Annotated in this window: 26 protein-coding genes; 12 read left to right on the top strand and 14 right to left on the bottom strand. The window is 68.7% G+C overall.

The features are described 5' to 3' along the window. Positions 1–38 precede the first annotated feature (38 nt). The 4 genes from G6N37_RS01655 (at position 39) to G6N37_RS01640 (ending at position 4,642) form a co-directional block, all read left to right on the top strand. Positions 39–2,138 carry an MMPL family transporter gene (locus G6N37_RS01655; RefSeq protein WP_163675079.1) on the top strand — a complete coding sequence of 700 codons (2,100 nt, stop codon included), beginning with the start codon at positions 39–41 and terminating at the stop codon, positions 2,136–2,138. Then, positions 2,135–2,614: a TspO/MBR family protein gene (locus G6N37_RS01650; RefSeq protein ID WP_163675076.1), complete on the top strand. Its 480-nt coding sequence runs from the start codon at positions 2,135–2,137 to the stop codon at positions 2,612–2,614. Before G6N37_RS01655 ends, G6N37_RS01650 begins: the two co-directional genes overlap by 4 nt. 15 nt (positions 2,615–2,629) lie before the next feature. Next, positions 2,630–3,958, top strand: a complete 1,329-nt coding sequence (locus tag G6N37_RS01645) for a cryptochrome/photolyase family protein (protein ID WP_163675073.1) — start codon at positions 2,630–2,632, stop codon at positions 3,956–3,958. A gap of 132 nt (positions 3,959–4,090) precedes the next feature. Then, a complete protein-coding gene (locus G6N37_RS01640; protein ID WP_163675070.1) occupies positions 4,091–4,642 on the top strand; it encodes an anti-apoptotic protein in 552 nt (183 codons plus the stop codon). 23 nt (positions 4,643–4,665) lie between these two features. On the opposite strand, the gene G6N37_RS01635 is transcribed toward G6N37_RS01640, so the two are convergent. Further along, positions 4,666–5,403: an acyltransferase gene (locus G6N37_RS01635; RefSeq protein ID WP_163675067.1), complete on the bottom strand. Its 738-nt coding sequence runs from the start codon at positions 5,401–5,403 to the stop codon at positions 4,666–4,668. 182 nt (positions 5,404–5,585) lie between these two features. On the opposite strand from G6N37_RS01635, the gene G6N37_RS01630 reads away from it, so the two are divergent. Together G6N37_RS01630 and G6N37_RS01625 are read left to right on the top strand one after the other, a co-directional pair. Then, entirely contained in the window at positions 5,586–6,863 is a 1,278-nt protein-coding gene (locus G6N37_RS01630) for an outer membrane protein assembly factor BamB family protein (protein ID WP_179961873.1), read from the top strand. An 18-nt stretch (positions 6,864–6,881) separates the two neighbouring features. Further along, on the top strand, positions 6,882–7,271 hold the full coding sequence (locus G6N37_RS01625) for a DUF6264 family protein (protein ID WP_163675063.1): 390 nt from the start codon (positions 6,882–6,884) through the stop codon (positions 7,269–7,271). Between the two features lie 58 nt (positions 7,272–7,329). On the opposite strand, the gene G6N37_RS01620 is transcribed toward G6N37_RS01625, so the two are convergent. The 8 genes from G6N37_RS01620 to ctaD form a co-directional block, all read right to left on the bottom strand. Then, positions 7,330–8,013, bottom strand: coding sequence for an esterase (locus G6N37_RS01620; RefSeq protein WP_163675060.1), 684 nt, complete (start codon positions 8,011–8,013; stop codon positions 7,330–7,332). A gap of 69 nt (positions 8,014–8,082) precedes the next feature. Then, positions 8,083–9,294, bottom strand: a complete 1,212-nt coding sequence (locus tag G6N37_RS01615; RefSeq protein WP_232075449.1) for a THUMP-like domain-containing protein — start codon at positions 9,292–9,294, stop codon at positions 8,083–8,085. Beyond that, the gene (locus G6N37_RS01610) at positions 9,291–10,265 is read right to left on the bottom strand and encodes a class I SAM-dependent methyltransferase (RefSeq protein ID WP_163675057.1); all 975 of its coding nucleotides are present in this window, start codon (positions 10,263–10,265) and stop codon (positions 9,291–9,293) included. Before G6N37_RS01610 ends, G6N37_RS01615 begins: the two co-directional genes overlap by 4 nt. A 10-nt stretch (positions 10,266–10,275) precedes the next feature. Then, the gene (locus G6N37_RS01605; RefSeq protein ID WP_163675040.1) at positions 10,276–11,040 is read right to left on the bottom strand and encodes an enoyl-CoA hydratase; all 765 of its coding nucleotides are present in this window, start codon (positions 11,038–11,040) and stop codon (positions 10,276–10,278) included. Then, positions 11,037–11,858, bottom strand: a complete 822-nt coding sequence (locus tag G6N37_RS01600) for an NUDIX hydrolase (RefSeq protein WP_163675019.1) — start codon at positions 11,856–11,858, stop codon at positions 11,037–11,039. The genes G6N37_RS01605 and G6N37_RS01600 overlap by 4 nt, the downstream gene beginning before the upstream one ends. Further along, a complete protein-coding gene (locus tag G6N37_RS01595) occupies positions 11,855–12,697 on the bottom strand; it encodes an ABC transporter ATP-binding protein (protein WP_163675016.1) in 843 nt (280 codons plus the stop codon). The genes G6N37_RS01600 and G6N37_RS01595 overlap by 4 nt, the downstream gene beginning before the upstream one ends. A 57-nt stretch (positions 12,698–12,754) precedes the next feature. Next, the gene (serB, locus tag G6N37_RS01590; protein WP_163675013.1) at positions 12,755–13,993 is read right to left on the bottom strand and encodes a phosphoserine phosphatase SerB; all 1,239 of its coding nucleotides are present in this window, start codon (positions 13,991–13,993) and stop codon (positions 12,755–12,757) included. Positions 13,994–14,017: 24 nt separating this feature from the next. After that, positions 14,018–15,763: an aa3-type cytochrome oxidase subunit I gene (gene ctaD, locus G6N37_RS01585; protein WP_163675009.1), complete on the bottom strand. Its 1,746-nt coding sequence runs from the start codon at positions 15,761–15,763 to the stop codon at positions 14,018–14,020. Positions 15,764–15,939: 176 nt separating this feature from the next. On the opposite strand from ctaD, the gene G6N37_RS01580 reads away from it, so the two are divergent. Continuing rightward, complete coding sequence (locus tag G6N37_RS01580) at positions 15,940–17,046, top strand: iron-siderophore ABC transporter substrate-binding protein (RefSeq protein ID WP_163675005.1); 1,107 nt, start codon at positions 15,940–15,942, stop codon at positions 17,044–17,046. Between the two features lie 116 nt (positions 17,047–17,162). Then, positions 17,163–18,203: an NAD(P)-dependent alcohol dehydrogenase gene (locus tag G6N37_RS01575; RefSeq protein WP_163675002.1), complete on the top strand. Its 1,041-nt coding sequence runs from the start codon at positions 17,163–17,165 to the stop codon at positions 18,201–18,203. On the opposite strand, the gene G6N37_RS01570 is transcribed toward G6N37_RS01575, so the two are convergent. Beyond that, a complete protein-coding gene (locus G6N37_RS01570) occupies positions 18,198–18,635 on the bottom strand; it encodes a DUF3349 domain-containing protein (RefSeq protein ID WP_174813778.1) in 438 nt (145 codons plus the stop codon). The two genes, G6N37_RS01575 and G6N37_RS01570, sit on opposite strands and share 6 nt — an antisense overlap. A gap of 155 nt (positions 18,636–18,790) precedes the next feature. Here G6N37_RS01570 and G6N37_RS01565 point away from each other — a divergent pair, with 155 nt between their 5' ends. After that, positions 18,791–19,360 (top strand): restriction endonuclease, encoded by a 570-nt coding sequence (locus G6N37_RS01565; protein ID WP_232075240.1) that lies wholly within the window; start codon positions 18,791–18,793, stop codon positions 19,358–19,360. Between the two features lie 70 nt (positions 19,361–19,430). On the opposite strand, the gene nrdF is transcribed toward G6N37_RS01565, so the two are convergent. Then, entirely contained in the window at positions 19,431–20,405 is a 975-nt protein-coding gene (gene nrdF, locus G6N37_RS01560) for a class 1b ribonucleoside-diphosphate reductase subunit beta (protein ID WP_174813777.1), read from the bottom strand. A gap of 182 nt (positions 20,406–20,587) precedes the next feature. On the opposite strand from nrdF, the gene G6N37_RS01555 reads away from it, so the two are divergent. Continuing rightward, entirely contained in the window at positions 20,588–21,034 is a 447-nt protein-coding gene (locus G6N37_RS01555) for an SRPBCC family protein (protein WP_163674999.1), read from the top strand. Beyond that, complete coding sequence (locus tag G6N37_RS01550) at positions 21,018–21,572, top strand: TetR/AcrR family transcriptional regulator (protein WP_163674996.1); 555 nt, start codon at positions 21,018–21,020, stop codon at positions 21,570–21,572. The genes G6N37_RS01555 and G6N37_RS01550 overlap by 17 nt, the downstream gene beginning before the upstream one ends. Before the next feature lie 6 nt (positions 21,573–21,578). Here G6N37_RS01550 and G6N37_RS01545 read toward each other — a convergent pair whose 3' ends face one another. After that, on the bottom strand, positions 21,579–22,154 hold the full coding sequence (locus G6N37_RS01545; RefSeq protein WP_163674993.1) for a TetR/AcrR family transcriptional regulator: 576 nt from the start codon (positions 22,152–22,154) through the stop codon (positions 21,579–21,581). Positions 22,155–22,211: 57 nt separating this feature from the next. Here G6N37_RS01545 and G6N37_RS01540 point away from each other — a divergent pair, with 57 nt between their 5' ends. Then, positions 22,212–23,156, top strand: coding sequence for an SDR family NAD(P)-dependent oxidoreductase (locus G6N37_RS01540; protein WP_308205488.1), 945 nt, complete (start codon positions 22,212–22,214; stop codon positions 23,154–23,156). On the opposite strand, the gene G6N37_RS01535 is transcribed toward G6N37_RS01540, so the two are convergent. Further along, complete coding sequence (locus G6N37_RS01535) at positions 23,118–24,650, bottom strand: flavin-containing monooxygenase (RefSeq protein WP_163674987.1); 1,533 nt, start codon at positions 24,648–24,650, stop codon at positions 23,118–23,120. The two genes, G6N37_RS01540 and G6N37_RS01535, sit on opposite strands and share 39 nt — an antisense overlap. Positions 24,651–24,767: 117 nt before the next feature. Continuing rightward, complete coding sequence (locus G6N37_RS01530) at positions 24,768–25,502, bottom strand: TetR/AcrR family transcriptional regulator (protein WP_163674984.1); 735 nt, start codon at positions 25,500–25,502, stop codon at positions 24,768–24,770. Between the last annotated feature and the right edge of the window lie 135 nt (positions 25,503–25,637).

The following is a 25,637-nucleotide window of genomic DNA, read 5'->3' as shown; positions in this document are numbered from 1 at the left end:
CAGTTGATTAATGTTTAACATACTGAAAGACTTCTATCGTGGTGTGGGATCGCGTGGCCGCGGCCGTGACGGGACGACGGTCGTGGCTGTTCGCCCTGTGCGCCCTGCTGTTGGGCGCCGGCTTCGTGGCGGTGATCGGCGCCAACGCGGCGGCGGGACAGGCGCCGCTGTCGGTGCCCACCGGCTCGGATTCGGCGAGGGTGGACGCGATGGCCCGCCAATTCCCCGGCGGGGACAGCGTTCCCCTGATCATGGTCGTCAGCCGCGCAGACGGCACCCCGCTCGGCCCGGGCGGCGTCGCCGCCGCCCACGCGGCGCGCGGCCGCATGCAGGCCGCCGCACCGCCGGGCGGCCCCGCCGGAGCCGCGCCGGCGCGGGTGTCGGCCGACGGCAAGGCCGCGATCGGGGTGGTGCCCGTCAGCGCCGACCTGTCGGGACTCACCCTCACCGACGTGGTCGCCAATCTGCGCAAGGCCGCCTCGACCGGGCTACCGGCGGACCTGCAGGCCCACGTCACCGGCGGCCCGGCGTTCGGCGCGGACATCGCAGGCGCCTTCACCAACGCCAACGTCACCCTGCTCGCGGTGACCGCGTCGGTGGTGGCGCTGCTGCTGATCGCGACGTACCGCTCTCCGGTGCTCTGGCTGGTGCCGCTGCTGGTGGTCGGGTTCGCCGACCGGGTCGCCGCGGCGGTGGGTACCGCCGTGGCGTCGCTGACCGGGCTCAGCTTCGACGGTGCCACGTCGGGAATCACCAGTGTGCTGGTCTTCGGCGCGGGCACCAACTACGCGCTACTGCTGATCTCCCGCTATCGGCAGGAGCTTCGGCGCCACAGCGGGCATCGAGACGCGTTGCGCCGCGCGGTGCGGATGGCCGGGCCGGCGATCGTCGCCAGCAACGCCACCGTGGTGCTGGCGTTGCTCACCCTGCTGTTCGCCTCGACTCCCAGCACCCGCAGCCTGGGTGCGCTGGCGGCGTGCGGACTGGTGGTCGCCGCGGTGTCGGCCCTGGTGATATTGCCACCGCTGCTCGCTTTGTGCGGCCGGCGATTGTTCTGGCCCTTCATCCCCCACCCCGACGACACCGCGAGCACCGATTCCGGCGCCTGGCACCGCGTCGGGGTCTGGGTGAACCGGCGCCCGGCGCTGGTCGCGACGGTCACGATCGCCGGACTGGCGGCACTGGCCACCGGGCTGCTCGGCACGCGCATCGGTCTGTCGCAAACCGAGCAGTTCCGCGTCCACGCGGATTCGGTGTCCGGCTACGACATCGTGGCCGCGCATTTCCCGGCCGGCCTGGCCAACCCCACGCTGGTCGTCGCCCCCACCCTTTCGCGGGTGCCGCAGGCCATCAGGTCCACGCCGGGGGTGGTATCGGCGACCGATTCCGGCAGCTCGCCGACCGGGTTGACGAGGTGGTCGGTGGTGATCGATGCGCCGCCGTCCTCCGACCGGGCATTCAATACCATTGCCGCACTGCGTGATAGGACGAAGTCCGCCAGCCCCGCAGCGCTGGTGGGTGGCGCCGATGCGCAGGCGCTCGACGTGCGCGACGCGGCCACCCATGACCGCCGTGTGCTGATTCCGGCGATTCTCGCGGTCATCCTGCTCGTCCTCTATGTCCTGCTGCGGTCCGCGCTCGCACCTCCCACACTCCTGGCGACGACGATTCTGGGGGCGCTGGCCGCGCTCGGCATGGGCGGCTGGGCCAGCAGCCACGTCTTCGGCTTCCCGGCGCTGGACAACAGCACCCCGCTGTTCGCCTTCTTGTTCTTGGCGGCGCTCGGCGTGGAATACACCATCTTTCTGGTCACGCGCGCCCGCGAAGAGTCCGCGCGGCGCGGCGCGCGCGCCGGCATGGTCGCCGCGGTGTCGGCCACCGGGGGCGTCATCACCAGCGCGGGAATCGTTTTGGCCGCCGTGTTCTGCGTGCTCGGTGTGTTGCCGTTGATCGTGCTGACCCAGCTGGGGATCATCGTCGGCCTGGGCATCCTGCTGGACACGTTCGTGGTCCGCACACTGGTCATCCCCGCGCTGTTCGCCCTCATCGGCGACCGCATCTGGTGGCCGTCGACACCGAACCCCGCCAATACCGCTGCAGCACAAGCAGAAAGCCGACCAGAACGGAGCATCCCTTGAACAAATCAACCCTTGCCGCAACAAGTCTCGCCGTCGCCGTCGCCGCCGTGACCGGGAGCGTCGCCAACGCCAAGGCCGCTCCCGCCTGGTATGCGCGGCTGCGCAAGCCGCCGTACCAGCCCCCCAGCGCCGCGTTCCCGGTGGCGTGGACCTCGCTCTACGGCGATATCGCAGTCACGTCGGCGGTGGCCATCGACCGCTTCCGGGAGGCGGGACAGCACGACAAGGCACGCCGGTACGCCGCCGCGCTCGGGGTGAACCTGGTTCTCAACGCCGCGTGGAGCTGGCTGTTCTTCCGGTTCCACAAACTCGGCGTCTCGGCGGCCGGTGCCGCCGTGCTGACGGTGAGCAGCGCGGACCTCGCGCGTCGCGCCGCGGAAGCCGACCCGCGGGCCGGACTGGCCCTGTCGGCGTATCCGCTGTGGTGTTCCTTCGCCACCACCCTGGCCACCCATGTGTGGCGGCTCAACCGCTGAGGAGACCATCGGATCATGCCGACGCTCTTATGGTTTCGTCGCGACTTGCGGTTGCGCGACCATCCGGCGCTGAATGCCGCCGCCGACGACGGGGAGGTGCTGGCCTGCTTCGTGCTCGACCCACAGCTCGAGGCCTCCACCGGCCCCCGACGACTCCAGTTCCTGGGTGACTCGCTGCGACGGCTGCGTGCCGACCTGGAGGGCCGGCTGCTGGTGACCCGCGGCCAACCCGACAAAGTGATCCCACGCATCGCCGCGGACATCGGCGCGTCGGCGGTGCACATCTCCGAAGACTTCGCGCCGTACGGCAGGCGCCGCGACGAACGGGTCCGCGCCGCACTGGGTTCCGTCCCCCTGGTGGCGACGGGGTCGCCGTACCTGGTGTCGCCGGGCCGGGTCACCAAGAAGGACGGCTACCCGTACCAGGTGTTCACACCGTTTCTGCGTCAGTGGCGTGAGTCCGGCTGGCGGGCGCCGGCGAAATCGAGCGCCGGGTCCGCCGGCTGGCTCGATCCGGCACAGCTGCGGATCGAGCCGGCCGAGATCCCCGATCCCGGCGCCGCGCTCGACCTCGCGGCCGGCGAGGCGGCGGCCCGCAAGCAGTGGAAGTCGTTCGTTGACAATGGGTTACACCGCTACGACGTGGAACGTAACCGGCCCGATCTGCACGGCACCAGCCGGATGTCGGCGCATCTGAAGTTCGGCACCATCCATCCCCGCAGCATGGTCGCCGACCTCGACCTGGGCCACCCCGGCCCGCAGGCATTCCTGCGCGAGTTGGCTTTTCGCGACTTCTACGCCGACGTGCTGCATCACCGGCCGGCCAGCGCCTGGCGCAACTGGAACCGCCAGTTCGACGGCATCCGCACCGACACCGGCGCCGAGGCGAAACGCCGCTTCGAGTCGTGGAAAGCCGGCGAGACCGGCTACCCGATGGTGGACGCCGGTATGCGTCAATTACGCGAGACCGGCTTCATGCACAACCGGGTGCGGATGATCGTCGCCTCGTTCTTGGTCAAAGACCTGCACCTGCCCTGGCAGTGGGGCGCCGAGTGGTTCCTGGCTCAGCTGGTCGACGGCGACATGGCAAACAACCAGCACGGGTGGCAATGGTGCGCGGGCTGCGGTACCGATGCCGCACCGTATTTTCGGGTGTTCAACCCGACCACCCAGGGCGAGAAGTTCGACCCGTCCGGCGACTACATCCGGCGGTGGGTGCCCGAGTTGCGCTCGGTCGACGACGCCCACCTGCGTAAGGGGGAACGGCCGGCCGGCTACCCCGCCCCGATCGTCGATCACGGCGCCGAGCGCGCCGAAGCGCTGCGCCGCTACCAGAACATCTGACGCGCGGGCCGGTAGCGCCGCGCTCAGCAACGAATTGTCGCCCGCGTGAATGTTTGCTCAATCGCCCCTCTCGAAGCCGATTGCCATGCAATCATCAGCCGACTCACAGTCGTCGCGCCCTGGGAGGCACTCATGACACACTTCATCGTTCGGACGTTGCTGGCCTCCGGTGCAGCCGCCGGGTTGCTGGCCGGCGTCACCGCCTGCTCGTGCTCCGTCGGCTCGTCGCACACCGTCAGCAAGAGCGATGTCGCCGGCCAGATCACGTCGAAGATGACCGACGCCGCCGGCAACAAGCCCGACTCGGTGAACTGTCCGAACGACCTGCCCGCGAAGGTGGGGGCGCAGCTCAACTGCGAGATGAAGGTCAAGAACCAGACCTTCAATGTCAACGTGACGGTGACGAGCGTGAACGGCAATGACGTCAAGTTCGACATGGTGGAGACGGTCGACAAGAACCAGGTCGCCAGCATCATCAGCAACAAGCTGGCCCAGCAGGTGGGCAGAAAACCCGATTCGGTGACCTGCCCCGACAACTTGAAGGGCGTCCAGGGCGCGACGCTACGGTGCCAACTCGTAGACGGCACCGACAAGTACGGCATCGCGGTGACGGTCACCAACGTCGACGCCGGCGACGTCAACTTCGATTTCAAGGTCGACGACCACCCCGAGCCGGCGAGCTAGCGGCGAACTAGCGGGTCGGCGACCTAGCGGGCGGCCTTCTTGCGTTCGATGTCGGCCAGGGCGGCGGCCAGTTCCTCCCGCTGGGCGGCAGTGCTCTCCCAGGCGAGCTGGCGGTTCTTGATCACCTTGGCCGGCGCACCGACCGCGATCGAGTAGTCGGGGATCACGCCGCGGACCACCGCGTGCGAACCCAGCACGCAGCCGCGCCCGATGGCCGTGCCGCGCAACACCGTCACCTTCACCCCCACCCAGGTGTCGGGCCCGATACGCACCGGCGACTTGACGATGCCCTGGTCCTTGATCGGCAGGTTGATGTTGTCCATGCGGTGGTCGAAGTCGCAGACGTAACACCAGTCGGCCATCAAGACCGAATCGCCCAGCTCGATGTCGAGGTAGGCGTTGATGACGTTGTCGCGGCCCAGCACGACCTTGTCACCGAACCGCAGCGAGCCTTCGTGGGCACGGATGGTGTTCTTGTCGCCGATGTGCACCCACCGGCCGATCTCCAGCTGCGCCAGCTCGGGCGTCGCGTGGATCTCGACGTCCTTGCCCAAGAACACCATCCCCCTGGTGATGATGTGCGGGTTGGCGAGCTTGAACTTCAGTAGCCGCCAATACCGCACCAGGTACCAGGGCGTGTAGGCGCGGTTGCGCAGCACCCACTTCAGCGAGGCCAGCGTGAGGAACTTGGCTTGGCGAGGGTCCCGCAGGTTCGATCCACGCCAGCGGCGGTGGACCGGGGCGCCCCACATGCTCGTCATGGCCGGAGAGCCTAGCGCGCGGGTTGGTGAACCGAGAACCGCGGGCAATCCCCCAGGGCCGAGTCGCGACGGGTTACCCTCACCTGTACTCACTGGCCGCTCATGCCGAACGCCCTGGGAAGGATCTGGGAATCGAGGTGCTTGACCGACATCTCCCGCGCGGGCTTCGGCGGTGGTCATCGGTGTTGCTGTCGGCCGGGATCGCGGCCGGGCTCAGCGGGTGCGCCAACACCGACTCGTGGGTGGAGGCGTCACCGGCGGCCGGCTGGCCCGCGCAATACGCCGACGCCGCCAACAGCAGCTACACCGGCACCGGTGGGGCCACCAAGCTGACGTTGCGGTGGACGCGCTCGGTCAAAGGAACCCTGGCGGCCGGTCCGGCGCTGAGTGCGCGCGGTTATCTGGCCCTCAACGCGCAGACGCCGGCCGGATGTTCGCTCATGGAATGGGAGAACGACGACAACGGCCGGCAGCGCTGGTGTGTGCGACTGTTCCAGGGCGGCGGCTTCGCGGGCCCCCTGCTCGACGGGTTCGACAACCTCTACGTCGGCCAGCCCGGCGCCTTCCTGTCCTTCCCGGTGACGCAGTGGACGCGGTGGCGGCAGCCGGTCATCGGAATGCCCAGCACGCCAAGGTTTCTCGGCCACGGGCAGCTTCTCGTGGTGACCCACCTGGGCCAGGTGCTGGTCTTCGAGGCCCACCGCGGCATGGTGGTCGGCAGCCCGATGGATCTGGTGGAGGGCGTCGACCCCACCGATGCGACGCGTGGTTTGGACGATTGCGCGCCGGCACGCCAGGGCTGCCCGGTGGCCGCGGCGCCGGCCTTCTCGGCGGCCAACCAGATGGCGGTGCTGGGTGTCTGGCAGCCCGGCGCGCCGGCCGCGGGACTGGTCGGACTGAAGTATCACCCCGGGCAGACGCCGCTGTTGTCCCGGGAGTGGACCAGCGACGCCGTCGGCGCCGGTGTCATCGCCAGCCCGGTGCTGTCCGCCGACGGGTCGACCGTCTACGTCAACGGCCGCGACCAGCGGCTGTGGGCGCTGCATGCCGCCGACGGCAAGGTGAAGTGGTCGGCGCCGCTGGGATTCCTGGCTCAGACGCCGCCCGCGGTCACCCCCGAAGGCCTCGTCGTATCGGGCGGCGGTCCCGACACCCGGTTGGTGGCCTTCAAGGACGCGGGCGACCACGCCGATCAGGCGTGGCGCCGCGACGACGTCATCCCGCTGTCGTCGTCGAGCCTGGCCGGTGCGGGTGTCGGTTACACGTCCATCAGCGCCCCGGCGGCCAACGGCGCACCGGGCATGTCGCTGCTGGTGTTCGATCCGGGCAGCGGTCACACGCTGGGCAGCTACCCCCTTCCGGCGGCCACCGGCTATCCCGTGGGGGTCTCGGTCGGCGCCGATCGCCGGGTGGTGGCCGCGACCAGCGACGGCCAGGTGTACGGTTTCGCACCGGCCTGACCGGGCCATCCTGAGCCCATGGCCACCGATGACACCGAGATACAGGCCGCGACAGCCGCGTACAGCAGGAACAGCCGACGCAACCAGGCGGTGGACCGTACCGCGACCTTGGTGCTGCTCGCCGTCCAGGCGTTCCTGGTCGCGGTCACGTTAGGCCTGCTGAGCCTGTTCGTCATGGGAACCGACCCGTGCGGCTCCCAGAAGTGCGGCGACCCGGCATGGATCAATCGCGCCATGGTGCTGGGCATCGGCGGCGGCGCCGTCGTCTTCGTCATCGCCCTGGTGGTCGCCGTCCGCCGCCTCGCCCGGCACCGGACGGCCTTCTTCGTTCCGCTGCTCGGATGCGCCGCGCAGGTGGCGCTGGCGGCCGGCGGCGCGGCGATGGAGACGCTCGCCGGGCCCGTCTAGACCTCGATCGACCGTGGCGACCCGCTTGGCCCGGCTACGCCGCGCTTGCGATCGCCACTCAGACGGCCAGCGGCGGGATGGCGTTGCGGGGCACCTCGGCCTGGAGCGGCCCGGCAAACGCCGGCAACATCTCGCCGGGCGCGAAGTAGAAGATCAGCTGATCGTCGGTGATGGCGAAGTTCTGGTAGTGCGTCGGATCGTGCCCGGTCGAGGGCAGAATGGCCGCCCCCAACGGGGTTTGGCGCGCCAGGTCGCGCTGCACGATCGGGAAGATGGCATCCAACGGCGTGGTGCCCGGCGCAAACAGATTGTCGAAGGTGATGGGCTGCTTGGTCCCGAGGTTGTAGTTGAACGCCTTGTACCAGATCGAAGGGTGTGCGCCACCGAGGTCCTGGAAAAACTTGAGCACCACGCTGCGGGTGTTGTGCGGCGGCTGACCCGAGCCGTGCTGCTCGGTGGTGGCCTCGAGTTGGTAGGGCTGGTCGCGCGACCCCGAACTCTGTGCGACGTTGACGAAACCGTCGCGGTTCTGCGTGATGTAGTCGATCAGCGCTTGCTCGTCGGGGTAGTCGGCGGGAAACGCCATGTTGATCGTGTACGTGGGGCCGGTGGCGCGGACGCGACACATCTGGCCGTCCTCGATGGTGCCGCCCAGGGCGGCACACGACGGTGGCGCGGCGGCCGCCGGCCAACCCCACAGGGCCGCCGATGCGAGCACCACGGCCGCTATCAGATAACGCATTCTTGGAATGTCCTTGCGGGATAGGCGGGGCTGGCGCCTGAAAGAGCGATCACACCAGCCTACCGGGAGCTATCGCGACGGCCGGCAAACGAAGACCGTCGCCCGTCCGTGGGACCGCGACCCGATCCGGGTGATGACCACCGACAAGGGCCGGGCACCGCGCAGCCGCATTCGGCGCCGCAGCGCGTCGGGGTCCACCCGCACCCCGCGCACCAGGACCTCCAGCGCCCCGCAGTCCAGCGAAGACAACGCCTGGCGGAGCCGTCGCTCGTCGAACGCCAGCTGCTCGAGCACCTCGAAGCCCCGGACCGCCGGCGGCAGCTCATCCCCCGACAGGTAGGCGATGTCGGGGTCGAGTTGCCACAGCCCGTGCCGCGCGCCGTAGTGACGCACCAGCCCGGCGCGGACCACCGCGCCGTCGGGGTCGACGATCCATCGCCCGGGCGGCCGCACCGGGCAGTCGTCGGGGTCGGCGTCGGTGATCTGCTCGCCGCGGTCGAGGACGCTGGCGCGCCGACGGACGCCGCGCCGCGCCAGCCCGGCCGGCCACAGGCACGCTTCACGCACCGAGCCGCGATAGGACGTCACCTCGATCTCGCCATCGAACCCGAGTCGGTGTAACTCGTCGAAATCAATCCCGGGAGAACACTTTACGACGAGATCGCGGTCTCGGTAGGTGTTGATCAGCGCGCCCAGGGCCGGCCGGTAGTCCTCGAGGCGGAACCGCCGCCGGCCACCGAGGCGTCTCGCCGGGTCCACGAACACCGCGGCGTGGCGGGTCACCGGGGCCAGCGCGTCGGCACGGCAGAGCTCGGCCCCCTCCCCCAGGTTGTGCCGGGCCATGGCCAGCCGCACCGCATCGAGGTCGCTGCCCACCGCGCGGACGCCGGCGCCGCGCAGCGCGGCCAACTCGGTGCCGATCGAACAGGTCACGTCGTGGACGACGACTCCCGCCTCGGCCAGTCGCTTGGCCCGGTGCACAGCCACCGGGGCCGCGGTGGCCTGCTGTAGTGCCTCGTCGGTGAACAGCCAGTTCGACACCGGGATTCCGGCGCCCAGCCCGCTCAATTTCTCGGCGGCGCGCCGGCGCAGCAGTGTCGTCTCCACCAACACCGCCGCCCGGTCGCCGAACCGGGCCCGCGCCGCGGCGATGTCGGCGACTTTGCTGGCGTCGGTCAGCTCGAGTTCGGCGACCGCGGCCAGGGCCACGGCACCCGTTTGCGACCGCAGATAGCGGACGTCCTCGACGCCGAACGTGAGGCCAGAAGAAGCACGGCTCAGGAGGGCTTGACCCCGGTGATCATCACGTTGTAGAACCAGCCCTTCGGCGCCACGTGGCGCAAGATGTTGGCGTCGAGCCAACTCAGCGTCTTCCAGCTGTTGAACGCGAACTTCGCCCAGCCCCAACCCAAGCGGCCGGGCGGCACGGCGCATTCGAACGTGCGCAGCGGCCAGCCCAGCATCGCGGCGGTGAATTCCACTGTGGCCGTTTGCACTTCGGTCGCGCCAGCGTTGCCGGCCAACCGTTCCAGGTCGGCGGGCGTGAAGGTGTGCAGGTCGACGACGGCCTCCAACGCGGCGGCGCGCGAGGATTCGTCGAGTTCGGCCTGCGGCCGCCGCCAGCCGTCCAGGCCGGGCAACTTGGTGACGTTGGTCGCCAGGCGCCAGGTCCAGGTGGACAACGTGCGGGCGTAGGTGTCGCCGACGGTGGTCGGCTCGCCGGCGAACACGAACCGGCCGCCGGGGCGCAGCACCCGGACGACCTCTCGCAGCGCCAGCTCGACGTCGGGGATGTGGTGGAGCACCGCGTGCCCGACCACCAGGTCGAAGGTGTTGTCCTCGTACGGGATTCCCTCGGCGTCGGCGACCCGGCCATCGATGTCCAGCCCCAGCGACTGCCCGTTGCGGGTGGCGACCTTGACCATCCCCGGTGACAGGTCGGTGACCGACCCGCGTCGGGCCACCCCGGACTGGATCAGGTTGAGCAGGAAGAACCCTGTGCCGCAACCCAATTCGAGGGCCCGATCGTAGGGCAGCTCGCGCAGCACCTCGTCGGGCACGATGGCGTCGAAGCAGTCCCGGGCGTAGTCCACGCAGCGCTGGTCGTAAGAGATCGACCACTTCTCGTCGTAGGATTCGGCTTCCCAGTCGTGGTAGAGCACCTGGGCCAGCTTGCTGTCATGCCGGGCCGCTTCCACCTGCTCGGCAGTGGCGTGGGGGTTGGGAACGGCGTCGGTCGAACTCGTCGTCATGCAGGGCAGCCTAACGGGCGCCGGATTGCGAGTCCTCGTCGCCGGTCTGACCAGCGGCGAACACGTCGACGTAGCGGCGCCGCTCGGCCTCGGCCCGCTCGGCCGGGCCCAGCTCGAACACGTCGTTGATGCCGGCCTTGGCGGCGGCCAGCGCGTGCCGCGGGCCGTCCAGGAAGCGGCGTGCCCACCCCGCGGCGGCGTCGTACACGTCGTCGGGGGCCACCATCTCGTCGATCAGGCCCAGCGTCAGCGCCTCCTCGGCGTCGAAGAACCGGCCGCTGAACACCAGTTCCTTGGTCCGGCTCGCCCCGGCCGCGCGGGTCAGGCGGGCCATCCCGTCGCCGCCGGGGACCAGACCCGCCAGAATCTCGGTCGCGCCGAACTTCACGTTGTCGCCGCTGACGCGCCAATCGGCGGCCAGGGCCAGCGTCAGCCCGGCGCCCAGCGCATAGCCGGTGATCGCGGCCACGGTCGGCTTGGGGATGCCCGCCACGGCGTCGATGGCCTGTTGCCGCGCCCGGGCCGTCGTCTCGGCCTCCGGCGCGGTCAGCGTCCGCAGCTCGGCCATGTCGTCGCCGGCCGAGAAGATCTCGTGGCCACCGAACAGGATGACTACGGCCACGTCGTCGCGGCGCCCCAGCTCGGCGGCCGCGGCGACGATCTCCCGGTACACCTGACGGGTCATCGCGTTCGTCGGCGGCCGCGTCAGCAGCAGCATGGCCAGGCCCGCGTCGCGCGACCCGTCGCTGACCACCGTGCTGACGAACTCGCTCAATGCCGCCACCCCATCCCGCCGGCTTCGCGCGCCTGGTGGTAGCGGTCCGAGTCGAAGAACTCGAACACCCAGTTGTCGCCCTGGATCTCCAGGTGCGGCTGCACGGGCACGATCTGGCGCTCGACGGCCAGCACGTCCGCGACGGTCCGCCCGGCCAGCGAATCCAGCTGGGTCCACGTCGGCGGCAGCAGGAAACAGCGGCCGGCGGAGAAGTCGTCGATGGCGGCCTGGGGCGTCGTCCAGCCGGCGTGGTCGGATTCGGTGTTCTCGCCGTCGGCCCGCTGCCCGGCCGGCAGCGCCCCCACAAAGAAGTAGGTGTCGTAGCGGCGGGTGCGCTCGGCTTCGGGGGTGACCCAGTTGGCCCAGGGCCGGAGCAGGTCGGAACGCAGCTCCAGGTTCTCGCGACGCAGGAAATCGGCGAACGACACCGTCCCGTCGGCGAGGGCGCGGCGGGCGTCGGCGTATACCGAGGCGTCGCCGACAATACCGTCCGGATCGCCGGCCGGCCCCGCGAACAGCACCCCCGATTCCTCGAACGTCTCGCGGGCCGCCGCGCACACCAGCGCCTCGGCGAGGTCGGGTTCGATGCCGAACCGTTGTGCCCACCACTGTGGCGGCGGGCCGGCCCACGCGATGTCGGCGTTGCGGTCGCGGTCGTCGACGCCGCCGCCGGGAAACACCATGGTGCCCGCGGCGAACTCCATCTTGGCGTGCCGGCGCATGAGGAAGACGGCGATGCCGCCGGGGTCGTCGCGGACCAGCATCACGGTCGCCGCCGGGCGCGGGACCAGCGGGGGCGGTTCGGTGGCTGACGTCATAGCTGCCTCCGGTGGGCTGCTCGGTTACGGACGCGGCGGGCGAAATAGCGCCCGTCGACGACGTCGAGGGCGATCGCCTGCCCGAACGCGGCCGACAGGTTCTCGGCGGTCAGCACGTCGGTCAGCAACCCCGCGGCGACCACCCGCCCCTCCGACAGCAGCATGCAGTGGCTGAAGCCGGGCGGAATCTCCTCGACGTGGTGGGTGACCAGCACCAGCGCGGGGGCGTCCGGGTCGGCAGCGAGGTCGGCCAGTCGCGCCACCAGCTCCTCGCGCCCGCCCAGGTCCAGGCCTGCGGCGGGCTCGTCGAGCAGCAGCAGCTCCGGATCGGTCATCAGCGCGCGGGCGATCAGCACGCGCTTGCGCTCGCCTTCGGACAGGGTTCCGTAGCGACGGTCCGCGAGGTGCTCGGCTCCGAGGCTCTCCAGCATGTCGACGGCGCGGCGGTAGTCGATCTCCTCGTAGCTCTCCCGCCACCGGCCCAGCACCGCGTAGCCGGCCGAGACGACCAGGTCGCGCACCACTTCGTCGGTGGGCACCCGCTGCGCCAGGGCCGACGAGCTGAGCCCGATCCGGGAGCGCAACTCCGACACGTCCACCCGGCCCAGCCGCTCGCCGAGCACAAAGGCCACCCCCGTCGAAGGGTGCTCGGCCGCCGCGGCGATGCGCAGCAGCGACGTCTTGCCGGCCCCGTTCGGGCCGACGATGACCCACCGCTCGTCGAGTTCGACCGCCCAGTCCAACGGACCGACCAGGACATGTCCGTCCCGCAGCAGCGAGACGTCGCGAAAGTCGATCAGCAGATCGGGGTCGGCTGCCTCCGTACCGATTTCGGGCACCCGACCATCGTGCCGTACCCGGAAGGCCGGATACCTGCCGGGTGTGGGCTCGGTTGGTCAGGCGTCGGGCGGGATTTCCACCCGGCGCACCTCGCCATCGACCGCGTCGGCGGCCTCGATCTCGCCGCGAGTCACCCCCAGCAGGAACAGCACGGTGTCCAGGTACGGGTGACTCAGCGAGGCGTCGGCCACCTCGCGCAACGCGGGTTTGGCGTTGAACGCCACCCCGAGCCCGGCCGCGGCCAGCATGTCGATGTCATTGGCGCCGTCGCCGACGGCGACGGTCTGCGCCATCGGCACCCCGGCCCGTTCGGCGAAGTCCCGCAGCGCCGTGGCCTTGCCGGCGCGGTCGACGATCGGGCCAAGGACCCGCCCGGTGAGTCTGCCGTCGACGATCTCCAGGTCGTTGGCGGCGACGTAGTCCAGCATCAGCTCCTCGGCCAGCGGCTCGATGATGCCCCGGAAGCCGCCGGACACCACACCGCAGTGAAAACCCAAGCGCCGCAATGTGCGCAGCGTGGTCCGGGCGCCGGGCATGAGTTCCAACTGCCCGGCGACCTCGTCGATCACGGTGGCGGGCAGACCCGCCAGCGTGGCCACCCGTTGTTCGAGCGACTGCGCGAAGTCCAGCTCGCCCCGCATGGCGGCCTCGGTGATGGCGGCGACCTTGCCCTCGGCACCCGCGCGGGCGGCCAGCATCTCGATCACCTCGCCCTGCACCAGCGTCGAATCCACGTCGAACACGATCAGCCGTTTGGCCCGCCGTTCCAGGGTGTAGTCCTCGACCGCCACATCGACGCGCTCCTCGGCCGACACCTGGTTCAGGGCGGTCCGCAGCGCGGCGTCCGATCCCGGCGGCACCGAGACCCGCAGCTCCAGGCCGGTCACCGGGTAGTCGGAGACGCCGCGGATCAGGTCGATGTTGACGCCGAGGCCGGCCACCGCCCGCGCCACCGCGCCGAAGGCGCCGGCGGTGATGGGCCGGCCCAGCACGAAGATGGTGTGGGTCGAGGGATCCCGAATGATCGGCACGTCGTCGCTGCGCTCGATGCTGACGTCGAGGCCCACCCGGTGGATGGCCGATTCGACGTCACGGCGCAACTCGGGACCGTCGGCGACGTCCGCGGGACAGCACACCAGCACACCGAGCGTCAGACGGTGCCGGATGACCACCTGTTCGACGTTGAGCAGCTCGACGCCGTGCCGGGAGAGCGCCTCGAAGAGGGCCGACGTGACGCCCGGTTGGTCCACTCCGGTGACGGTGATCAGCACCGACACCTTTGGTGGTGTGCTCACTGGCGATAGCCGCCTATCGGACGATCAGCTGCGCACGTTGACGTCGTCCAGCCTGGTGACGTCCTTGTCCGCCGGCCCGTGAGCCCGGCCCACGTGCGCCTCGGCGCGCAGCCGCTCCACCATGTGCGGGTAGTGCAGCTCGAAAGCCGGGCGCTCCGAACGGATCCGGGGCAGCTCGGTGAAGTTGTGCCGCGGCGGCGGGCAGCTGGTCGCCCACTCCAGCGAGTTGCCGTAGCCCCACGGGTCATCGACGGTAACGACCTCGCCGTAGCGCCAGCTCTTGAAGACGTTCCAGACGAAGGGGAACATCGACACGCCCAGGATGAAGGCTCCGATCGTGGACACGACGTTGAGCCCCTGGAAGCCGTCGCTGGCCAGGTAGTCGGCGTAGCGGCGCGGCATCCCCATGTCACCCAGCCAGTGCTGCACCAGGAACGTCGTGTGGAAGCCGACGAAGGTCAACCAGAAGTGCAGCTTGCCCAGCCGCTCGTCGAGCAGCCGGCCGGTCATCTTCGGGAACCAGAAGTAGACGCCCGCATAGGTGGCGAACACGATGGTGCCGAAGAGGACGTAGTGGAAGTGTGCGACCACGAAGTAGGTGTCGGTCACGTGGAAGTCCAGCGGCGGGCTGGCCAGCATCACCCCGGTCAGACCGCCCAGCAGGAAGGTCACCAGGAAGCCCACCGAGAACAGCATCGGGGTCTCGAAGGTGATCTGTCCCTTCCACATCGTGCCGATCCAGTTGAAGAACTTGATCCCCGTCGGCACCGCGATCAAGTACGTCATGAACGAAAAGAACGGCAGCAGAACGGCTCCGGTGGCGAACATGTGGTGCGCCCACACCGCGACCGACAACGCGGCGATCGACAGCGTCGCGTAAACCAGGGTGGTGTAACCGAAGATCGGCTTGCGGGAGAACACCGGGATGATCTCGCTGACGATCCCGAAGAACGGCAGCGCGATGATGTACACCTCGGGATGGCCGAAGAACCAGAACAGGTGCTGCCACAGCAGGACCCCGCCGTTGGCCGCGTCGTAGACGTGGGCCCCCAAATGCCGATCCGCGGCCAGCCCGAACAGCGCGGCGGTCAGGATCGGGAACGCGATCAGGATCAGGATCGACGTCACCAGGATGTTCCAGGTGAAGATCGGCATCCGGAACATCGTCATGCCGGGCGCGCGCATGCACACCACGGTGGTGATCATGTTGACCGCACCCAGGATGGTGCCCAGACCCGCGACGATCAGGCCGGTGATCCACAGGTCGCCGCCGGCGCCGGGCGAGTGGACGGCGTCGGACAGCGGGGTGTAGGCCGTCCAGCCGAAGTCCGCGGCCCCGCCCGGGACGATGAACCCGGCCGCCGCCGTCAGACCGCCGAAGAGGAAGAGCCAGAACGAGAAGGCGTTCAGCCGCGGGAACGCCACGTCAGGGGCGCCGATCTGCAGCGGCAGCACCAGGTTGGCGAACCCGAACACGACCGGCGTCGCGTACAGCAGCAGCATGATCGTGCCGTGCATGGTGAACAGCTGGTTGTACTGCTCGTTCGACAGGAACTGCAGCCCCGGCGCCGCGAGCTCGGTGCGCATCAACAGCGCCATCAGTCCGCCGATGAAGAAGAAGCCGAAGCAGGTGACCGTGTACATGATGCCGATCATCTTGTGATCGGTGGTCGTGATCAGTTTGTAAACGAGGTTCCCTTTGGGGCCGGTCCGGTCCGGGTACGGACGAACGGCCTCGAGTTCTCCCAAGGGGGGCGCTTCGGCTGTCAACAGCTTCTCCAAACATCCGGATAGGACAGGGGCCCAAAACAGAGCTGACACGAATCTTAACCGTCGATCACCGCTACGTCAGGGCTGGTCCTACAAACTGTCGTAATTGGCTCGGCGCTGCGGCGCGTCGTTCCGGCGCGCCGGGCGCAGAGCCGGCGGGTGTTAGCGTCTGACGCGTGCTTTTCGGCGTGATCCGACCCGCGTCGCCGCAAGCGGCGGCCGCGCTGGCGGCGGCTATCGCCGTCACGTGCAGCGGCTGCGGATCCGGCAACCCCGGCTCCAAGGCGCCGACCCCCGCCCTGGTGACCCCCACCACACAGATCGCGGGCGCGGGCGTCCTCGGCAACGACCGCCGCCCGGACGAGTCGTGCGCGCGGGACGCCGCGGCGGCCGATCCGGGGCCCACGACGCGGCAGGCCCACAACGCGGCCGGTGTCAGCCCGGACGTGGTGCAGGTGCCCACCGAGCCGCAGCGCATCGTGGTGCTTTCCGGCGACCAGCTCGACACCCTGTGCGCGCTCGGACTGCAATCGCGGGTGGTCGCCGCCGCGCTGCCGGACGGGTCGTCGAGCCAGCCCGCCTACCTGGGCAGCGCGGTGCACGGCGTGCCCGGCGTCGGGACCCGCAGCAACCCGGACCTCGCCGGGATCGCGGCCACCCACCCCGACCTCATCCTGGGATCGCAGGGCTTGACGCCCAAGTTGTATCCGCAGCTGGCCGCGATCGCCCCGACGGTGTTCACCGCGGCGCCGGGCGCGGCCTGGGAGGACAACCTGCGCGGCGTGGGGGCCGCGACGGCGCGCACCGCCGCGGCGGACGCGCTGCTCAACGGCTTTTCCCAGCGGGCCGGCGACATCGGCGCCCGCCATGACGCCTCCCATTTCCAGGCGTCCATCGTGCAGCTGACCACCAACACGATCCGGGTTTACGGCACCAACAACTTCCCGGCCAGCGTGCTCGGCGCCGTCGGCGTGGACCGGCCGGCGTCCCAGCGGTTCACCGACAAGCCGTACATCGAGATCGGCGCCACCGACGACGACCTGGCCAAGAACCCCGACCTCTCCGCCGCCGACGCCGACGTCGTCTACGTGTCGTGCGCGTCACCGGCGGCCGCCCAGCGCGCCGCCACCGTGCTGGACAGCAACCCGTGGCGCAAGCTGTCGGCGAACCACGACAACCGCGTGTACGTCGTCAACGACGAGCTGTGGCAGACCGGCGAGGGCCTGATCGCGGCCCGCGGCATCGTCGACGACCTGCGCCTGGTCAACGCCCCGATCAATTAGCGGCCGGGCGGGCGGGCACCCCCCGTCCTAAGGTGATAGCGGGTGGCCACCGTTGGCCGGGGAACATTACCTTAGCTAAACTTTTGCTGACGCAACCATATCGAAGAGGGATATTCATGAGCACTGTTTCGGCGTATGCCGCCACGTCGGCAACCGAACCGTTGACCAAGACCACCATCGAGCGCCGTGAACCCGGCCCGCACGACGTGGCGATCGACATCAAGTTCGCCGGCATCTGCCACTCCGACATCCACACGGCCAAGGGCGAATGGGGGGTGCCCAATTACCCCGTCGTCGTGGGCCATGAGATCGCCGGTGTGGTGCGCGAGGTGGGCTCCGAAGTCACCAAGTACAAGCGGGGCGACCACGTCGGGGTGGGCTGCATGGTGAACTCCTGCGGCCAGTGCAGCTCCTGCACGGCCGGCCTCGAGAATTACTGCAAGAAGGGCGCGACCTTCACCTACAACTCCACCGACAAGGACGGTACGCCGACGCAGGGCGGCTACAGCCAGGCGATCGTCGTCGACGAGAACTTCGTCTTGCGCATCCCCGACTCCCTGCCGCTGGACAAGGCGGCGCCGCTGCTGTGCGCGGGCATCACGCTGTTCTCGCCGCTGCGGCACTGGAAGGCCGGCCAGGGCACCCGCCTGGCGATCATCGGGCTGGGCGGCCTGGGGCACATGGGCGTCAAGCTGGGCGCCGCGATGGGCGCCGAGGTGACCGTGCTCTCGCAGTCGCTGAAGAAGATGGAGGACGGCCTGCGGCTGGGGGCCAGTAACTACTACGCGACGGCCGACCCCGCCACCTTCAAGAAGTTGCGCAACAGCTTCGACCTGATACTCAACACCGTGTCCGCGAACCTGAACCTCAACGACTACCTCAGCCTGCTCGATGTCGACGGCACCCTCGTCGAACTGGGCATCCCCGAACACCCCATGGAGGTGGGGGCGTTCCCGCTCGCGCTGGCGCGGCGCAGCCTCTCCGGGTCGAACATCGGCGGCATCGCCGAAACCCAGGAGATGCTGGACTTCTGCGCCGAGCACGACGTGACGCCCGAAATCGAGCTGATCGAGCCGGATTACATCAACGAGGCCTACGAGCGCGTGCTGGCGAGTGACGTCCGCTACCGCTTCGTCATCGACATCTCGAAGCTATGAGGCGACCTCTGACGGCGCTTCTGGCGCGCGGTCACGGGCGATGACTTCGGCGGCCTCCGCGTGCTCGTCGTCGGGGACAACCTCGCTGACGTCGATGCCGGCCAACGGCCACCCGGCCGCGGCCAACGTGGCGGCCACCCGGATGATGTTCTCCTTGCCGGCGTCGAACTGCGTCATGTCGGAGATGAATTCGGCGATCTCGTCGCGATCGATCGGGTGACCCACCGTCTCCGGAGACCCCTCCTTGGCGGTGATGTGGCGCACCACGTCGCGGATCTGGTCTTCGGTCAGCGGTGTGCTGCGCAGCAAGGCCATGAGCGGCACGCGGTCGGGGCCGGGAACGCCGTCCGGGTAGCCAACCTGCAGCCACTGAATCACTGAACGGCAGAAATGGTGGCGGTGATCCTTTTCGGAGGATGCGGTTTTCGTCACCAGAACAGTTTCGGGCAGTGGCATCTGCCGCGCTAGCGAGCCGTCGCCGGATCTCCACAATTCATACGCCGTTCATTGCCCGAACATGTGCGGGCCGGGCGCGGTGTTTGCCGTCAGAGTCCCGATTTGTCATCGCCGATCCCTACCATCGAGGCGTGCTCAAGGCGCTCGTCGTCATCCCACTGGCCTGCGGGCTGCTCGTCGGCGTTTTCGGGCACAGCCTCGGGATGGGGTTTGCCGCGTTCTACCTGATGCTGCTGGTCGAGGTGCTGGCCGGCTGGGCAACCCGTGGTCGTTGGCCCCGCGCGGGACGCGCCATGTTGGGCGCCGTCGACGCCATGGACGGGGTCGAGTTCGAACGCTATGTCGCCGCCCGGCTGCGCCGGGCCGGTTGGCGCGTCACGTTCACCCCACCGGTCGGGGACTACGGCGTCGACCTGATCGCCGAAAAGGACGGCCACTCGGTGGCGGTCCAGTGCAAGCGCTACGGCAAATCCGTCGGCGTGGCCGCCGTCCAGCAGGTGGTATCCGGCGCCCGCCACCACGGGTGCACCAGGAGCATCGTCGTGAGCAATCGGGAATTCACCAGGGCCGCAAAGCAATTGGCGCACACCCACGGCTGCCAACTGATCGGCCGCAAAGTCCTCCAGGGTTGGGTGCCCGCGCCCGCGGGAAGCGCCAAGAATCCCGTGGGAAGAAATTCGGCCCAGCCGGTGTCTGAATAGAAGATCGGGCCGGCCCCAGTCCCTCCCCCCCGACGGTGCGGCCGGCCCGATTCTCGATCAACCTGCGGCTTTAGAAGTCCCAGTCCTCGTCTTCGGTGTTGACGGCCTTGCCGATCACGTACGAACTGCCCGACCCGGAGAAGAAGTCGTGGTTCTCGTCGGCGTTGGGCGAGAGCGCCGACAGGATCGCCGGGTTCACGTCGGTCTCGTCGCGCGGGAACAGCGCCTCGTAACCGAGGTTCATCAGCGCCTTGTTGGCGTTGTAGCGCAGGAACTTCTTGACGTCCTCGGTCAGCCCGACCTCGTCGTAGAGGTCCTGGGTGTACTCCACCTCGTTGTCGTAGAGCTCGAACAGCAGCTCATAGGTGTAGTCCTTGAGCTCGGCGCGCTTGGCCTCGTCGACCAGCGCCAGCCCGCGCTGGTACTTGTAGCCGATGTAGTACCCGTGCACGGCCTCGTCGCGGATGATCAGCCGGATCATGTCGGCGGTGTTGGTCAGCTTGGCCCGGCTCGACCAGTACATCGGCAGGTAGAAGCCCGAGTAGAACAGGAAGCTCTCCAGCAGCGTCGAGGCCACCTTGCGCTTGAGCGGCTCGTCGCCCTTGTAGTACTGCATGACGATCTCGGCCTTGCGCTGCAGGTTGGGGTTCTCCTCCGACCAGCGGAAGGCGTCGTCGATCTCGGCGGTCGAGCACAGCGTGGAGAAGATGTTGCTGTAACTGCGCGCGTGCACCGACTCCATGAAGGCGATGTTGGTGTAGACGGCTTCCTCGTGCGGGGTCAGCGCGTCGGGGATCAGGCTGACGGCGCCGACGGTGCCCTGGATCGTGTCCAGCAGCGTCAGCCCGGTGAAGACCCGCATCGTCAGCTGCTTCTCACCGGGCGTCAGCGTTGCCCACGACGGCAGGTCGTTGGACACCGGCACCTTCTCGGGCAGCCAGAAGTTTCCGGTCAGCCGGTCCCAGACCTCGGCGTCCTTCTCGTCCTGCAGCCGGTTCCAGTTGATCGCCGAAACGCGGTCAATCAGCTTCATGTTCTCGGTCACCAGAACCCCACTTCACACGCCGTTTTGCCTGCGGTTGCCTAGAGCTCAAACACTACCCCTGGGGTACGACAAGCCGCGGCAACACAACACGTTGTGTTTTCCGTGTCGGAACCCCGACCCCCGGCCCAATCCGCGTCAGCCGACCCTGTTCAACGCGGCGCACAACACGTACCATTTGGTACATGATTACCGAAGACAGCGTCGAGATCGATGCGTCGCCGCAGCTGGTGTGGGATGTCTTCAGCGAGGTGGAGCGCTGGCCCGAGTGGACCGCGTCGGTGACCTCGCTGACCGGACGGGACGGGCCCGCGCTGGCAGTGGGCAGGCGGTTCGCGATCAAACAGCCCGGCATGGCGAAGCTGCTCTGGAAGGTCACCGAGATCGATCCAGGCACGTCGTGGACGTGGGTGCAACGCTCCCCCGGAGTGCGCGTGAGCGCCCGGCACGACGTCATCGCACAGCCGGGCGGGCGCACCCTGGTGCGTCAGCAACTGGATCAAGGCGGCGTGCTCGGCGCCCTGGTCGGCCGGCTGATGCTCAACAAGACCAAGCGATTCCTCAAACTCGAGGCTCAAGGACTCAAGGCCCGGTCTGAGCAGCTCAGCCGCGCCGATGGCGCGCACTCCTGACTCCGAACGGCGCAGGCAGCTCCTCGCCGCGCTCGTCACCGAGTTCGCCGCCGGCGGCGTCGGGGACCGATCGTTGCGCGACGTGGCCGCCGCCGTGGGCACCAGCCACCGAATGCTGTTGCACCACTTCGGGTCTCGAGAGGAACTGTTGCTGGCGGTCGTCGAGGAGGTGGAGCGCCGCCAGATGGGCGTCCTGGCCGACCTGCCCCGCACACCGGCCGAGGGCTTCGCCGCCATGTGGGCCGACGTCCGCCGACCCGAGCTGCGCCAAGCCGAACGCCTCTTCTTCGAGTGCTACGCGCGCGCGGTTCAGGGCGAAAAGCCTTTCGCCCGTATGGTTCCCGGCGCGGTCGACGGATGGCTCGCGGAGGTCGGGGCCTTGGCGAACCCCGCCGACGGCCCGGTCGATCCGGCCATGGCGCGGCTCGGGCTGGCCGTCATCCGCGGCCTGCTGCTGGACCTCGTAGCCACCGACGACGAGGACGGCGTCGACGCGGCCGCGCAGGCCTTCACCGAACTCCTCAGGCGCGGAGCCTGATCCGCCTCACTCCCCCTTTGGCAACAGGGCGATGATCGTGTCCACGAGTTCCTCGGCGTCGGTGTGCCACTTGTCCAGGTCGAGGTGGCCGCTCAGGTCCAAACCGGTGATGCCGTGGGCGGTCGTCAAAAGCAATGCCCCATAACGCCTTGCCTGCCGGGGACCGGTGATGCGACCCACGATGTCGAGAAACAGGTCCTGCGTCCGTTGGGCGGCCCGGACCGCCGCCTCGGGGGGGTCGCCCGGGGGCGGGGTGAACATCAGGCGATACAGGTGCGGCCGGCTGCGGCCGAGAGCGATCAGCGAAAGCAGACCCGATCGCAATGACACCTCGGGCGGGTCGTCGCTGGCGGCCAACACCTCGAGAGCGTCGCCCAATTCGCCGAGCGCGTTCGCGGCGAGAACGGTGAGCAGCGACTGCTTGTCGGCGAAGTGGCGGTACGCGGCCGAGCGCGACACGCCGCTGCGAGCGCCCACCTCTCGCAGCGTCACGGCCTCGACTCCGCCGAGGTCGAGCAGGACCTCCGCGGCCTCGAGCAGCGAACGGCGAGTGGCCGCCGCGCTCTCCGAACGAGTCGTCACCCGCCGAGCATATGTCGGCGCTCCAGTTGACATCGTCAACTCAACTGCTAGTTTGAGATGACAGCGTCAACTCAAGTCGCCCTGGAGGCCGTCATGACTTCTCCGGATTCCATCCACCGCAACCAGCTGATCGTCGTGACCGGCGCCTCTACGGGCATGGGCGCCGCCACCGCAAGGGAGTTGGCCCGCAACGGTTTTCACGTGCTTGCCGGCGTGCGCCGCGACGCCGACGCCGACGCGCTGCGGGCCGAACGCATCGAACCGCACATTCTCGACATCACCGTCGAGTCGGACGTGGCCGCGATCGCCGACCGCGTCGCGAATGATCCGCTGCATCGCCCTCTTCGTGCGCTGATCAACAACGCCGGGATCGCGATCAACGCCCCGGTCGAGACACTGCCCCTTGAGCAGTGGCGCAGGCAGTTCGAGGTCAACCTGTTCGGGCACATCGCGATGACTCAGGCGCTTTTGCCGGCCCTACTGCTCAGCTCGGGCACGGTCGTGAACATAAGTTCCGTCGGCGGGAAGGTGGTCTTGCCGACCTATGGCGCATATGCCGGCTCGAAGTTCGCGCTCGAGGCGGTCAGCGACGCCCTGCGCCGAGAGGTCAGCGATTTCGGGATCCAGGTCGTCGTCGTCGAACCCGGTGCGGTCAAGACCGAGATGGCCGAGCGGGGAATCGCGACTGCGGAGGCACTGATGGCCAACATGACCGCTGCCCAGCTCGCGCGCTACGACGCACTCGCAGCAGCCGTCACGGCCCAAGCCCGGTCGTTCGGCGAGGACGGCGTCTCGGCCGAACACGCCGCCAAAGTGATTGTTAAGGCCGCGACCGCGTCCCGTCCGCGAACCCGCTACACCATCGGCCGCGACGCTGCGATCTTGCTTCGGATCAGCCGTGTCGTATCCGACCGGGTGCTGGACCGCATCGTGCGCCTGAACCTTCGCTCGGTCGCGAAAAGCTCAGCCCCCAACGGCCGCCGTGCGACGGCCGGCACGTGAGTCGGCGCCGAAGAACTCGTACTCCTCCGGCTTGACCGAGCGGGTGTCCCGCCAGTACTCCCAGGTGTAGCCGCCCCACAGCACGGTGTTCTTGCCGTGCTCGTCGAGATACCAGCTGGCGCAGCCACCGCTGTTCCACACCGACGGCCCCAGCCTGCGCTGCAACTCGTCGTTGAAGGCGTCCTGCGCGGCGCGCGTGGGCGCCAGCGCCTGCGCGCCCAGCTTGTCGCAGGTCTTGATGGCACTGGCGACATAGCGAATCTGCGACTCGATCATGAACACCACCGAGTTGTGGCCCAGGCCGGTGTTCGGCCCCAGGAGGAAGAACAGGTTGGGCATGTCGGCGACGGTTATGCCGCGATGAGCGCCGATGCCCTCGCGGTTCCAGCGGTCGACCAGGTCCTCCCCATGCCGCCCCTTGATCTGGACGTAGGTGTAGGAATCGGTGACGTGGAAGCCGGTGGCGTAGACGATCACGTCCACCTTGTGCTCGCGGCCGTCGGCGGTGACGATCCCGTCCCGCGTGATTCGGCTGATGCCCTCGGTGATCAACTGGGTCTTGGGGTCCGCCACCGCGCCGTAATACGTGGAAGAGTTCAGGATTCGCTTGCACCCGATGCGGTAGTGCGGGGTCAGCTTGCGGCGCAGCTCGCGGTCCTTCACCGAGCGGCGAATGTTGTACTTGCAGTAGGCCTCAATGAACTTCAGCGCGTTCGGCCGCTTGGTCATGCCGACGGCCAACGCCTCTTGTCCCCAATAGAGCGCGAGACGCACCAGCTCCCGCAGGCCCGGGACGTTCGCCATGGCCCGGCGCAGCGCCACGGGAATCTCGGGGTTGGAGCGCGGCACCACCCACGGCGGGGTGCGTTGGTAGAGCTGAAGTTCGGCGACCTGCCCGACGATCTCCGGGACGATCTGGATCGCGCTGGCGCCGGTGCCGATGATCGCCACCCGCTTGCCGGTCAGATCGACGCTGTGGTCCCACTCCGCCGAATGGAAAGCGGGACCGGCGAATTCGTCGCGACCCTCGATGTCGGGAAACGACGGGATGTGCAGCGCGCCCGCGCCGGAGATCAGAAACTGGGCGACGTACTCGCGGCCGTCGGCGGTGAACACGTGCCACCGATTCTCGTCGTCATCCCAGTGAGCGCGATCCACCAGCGAGTTGAACACCATGTAGCGCCGCAGCCCGTACTTCTCGGTTACTCCCTTGAGGTAATCCCAGATCTCGGGCTGATAGGAGAACGGGTTTTTCCAGTCGGGCTTGGGCTCGAACGAGAACGAGTACAGGTGCGACGGAATGTCGCAGGCGCAGCCGGGGTAGCTGTTGTCGCGCCAGGTGCCGCCGACGTCGTCGAACTTCTCCAGGATGACGAAGTCCACGCCCTGCTGCTGCAGCTTGATCGCCATTCCCAGGCCGGAGAAGCCGGTACCGATGATGAGGGCTCGGGTGTGCACAGGCTCGTCCGCCTGAGTCGGCTCGACGTGTGTCATGGCTTCAGTCACGGTAGATCGGTCTTCCTGTCGGCTCCCGCAAATACCCAGTACCCAGGGTATCGGATGGCACGAGTGTCGACGATCGCCGTAACGATGTCAACGTGCCAAAAGTCCTCAGCTCGCCGCCGGGTTGCTGGGCACCACACTGTGCACCGGCCGATCGGGGTCCAACACGATGCCCAGCGCCTCAGCCGTGCCGACGATGACCCCGATCATGATCGTCGTCAGGTGGGCGACGAATTGCTCGCGCGGCATGCGCCGCGGGCTGTCCGCGTCGGGGCCCAACCACCACTCCGTGGCCGACGCGGCAGAGCCGAACGCGGCGTGCCCGGCCAGTTCGATTGCCGCGTGGTCCAGCTCCATCTCGCGGAGTTCGTTGTCGAACATGTCGGCCACGGCCAGGGTGATCCCACGGCCCTCGTTGAGAATCTGGGGGCTCGCCGCCGAGCGGCCCTGGATGAAGACCCGCAGGACGTTGGGGTGCTGGTCGACGAGGTTCACGTACTCCTCGACGGCGCGACGGATCACCTCGCGGGCCGAGTCGGTTTTCAGGTCGATCGACGGGAAGATCGCCGCCCACAGCATGTCGCGCAGCCGTTCCCCGATGGCCCGGAACAGGTCGGCCTTGTCGTGGAAATGCCGATAGATCTTGGGCTTGGCGGTGCCGGCCTCCTCGGCGATCTCCCGCACGCTCAGCTCGGGACCCAGTCGGTCGATGGCGCGGAACGCCGCATCCACGATCTCGCCGCGCACCTTCTTGCGGTGTTCGCGCCAACGCTCGCTGCGCGCGTCGACCTTCGCCCCGGGCGGCTTCACGCTGGGGTGGGGTGGTCGCGGAATTCTCACCACATCAAGCACCATACCGCGTAGACCCGCTGACCTGGGCAGACTGGCTACTCGGCAGCGGGCCCGGCTTCGCCCAGCGTGCACTGGCTGCGAAAAACAGGGCCAGAATGCGCAGTGGCCGCACGTTCGGCGAGATGT

This window comes from Mycobacterium seoulense (genome assembly GCF_010731595.1).
In the GTDB taxonomy this organism is placed as follows: Bacteria; Actinomycetota; Actinomycetes; order Mycobacteriales; family Mycobacteriaceae; genus Mycobacterium; species Mycobacterium seoulense.
The sequence above is the reverse complement of the archived record's forward strand: the minus strand, read 5'-3'. Positions and strand labels throughout refer to the sequence as shown.

Bases quoted from the DNA above. Each gene is read 5' to 3' on its own strand.
- G6N37_RS01645 (WP_163675073.1), top strand. From the start codon at position 2,630: ATGCCGACGCTCTTATGGTTTCGTCGCGACTTGCGGTTGCGCGACCAT.
- G6N37_RS01640 (WP_163675070.1), top strand. From the start codon at position 4,091: ATGACACACTTCATCGTTCGGACGTTGCTGGCCTCCGGTGCAGCCGCC.
- G6N37_RS01635 (WP_163675067.1), bottom strand. From the start codon at position 5,403: ATGACGAGCATGTGGGGCGCCCCGGTCCACCGCCGCTGGCGTGGATCG.
- G6N37_RS01625 (WP_163675063.1), top strand. From the start codon at position 6,882: ATGGCCACCGATGACACCGAGATACAGGCCGCGACAGCCGCGTACAGC.
- G6N37_RS01620 (WP_163675060.1), bottom strand. From the start codon at position 8,013: ATGCGTTATCTGATAGCGGCCGTGGTGCTCGCATCGGCGGCCCTGTGG.
- G6N37_RS01610 (WP_163675057.1), bottom strand. From the start codon at position 10,265: ATGACGACGAGTTCGACCGACGCCGTTCCCAACCCCCACGCCACTGCC.
- G6N37_RS01600 (WP_163675019.1), bottom strand. From the start codon at position 11,858: ATGACGTCAGCCACCGAACCGCCCCCGCTGGTCCCGCGCCCGGCGGCG.
- G6N37_RS01575 (WP_163675002.1), top strand. From the start codon at position 17,163: ATGAGCACTGTTTCGGCGTATGCCGCCACGTCGGCAACCGAACCGTTG.
- G6N37_RS01555 (WP_163674999.1), top strand. From the start codon at position 20,588: ATGATTACCGAAGACAGCGTCGAGATCGATGCGTCGCCGCAGCTGGTG.
- G6N37_RS01550 (WP_163674996.1), top strand. From the start codon at position 21,018: ATGGCGCGCACTCCTGACTCCGAACGGCGCAGGCAGCTCCTCGCCGCG.
- G6N37_RS01540 (WP_308205488.1), top strand. From the start codon at position 22,212: ATGACAGCGTCAACTCAAGTCGCCCTGGAGGCCGTCATGACTTCTCCG.
- G6N37_RS01535 (WP_163674987.1), bottom strand. From the start codon at position 24,650: ATGACACACGTCGAGCCGACTCAGGCGGACGAGCCTGTGCACACCCGA.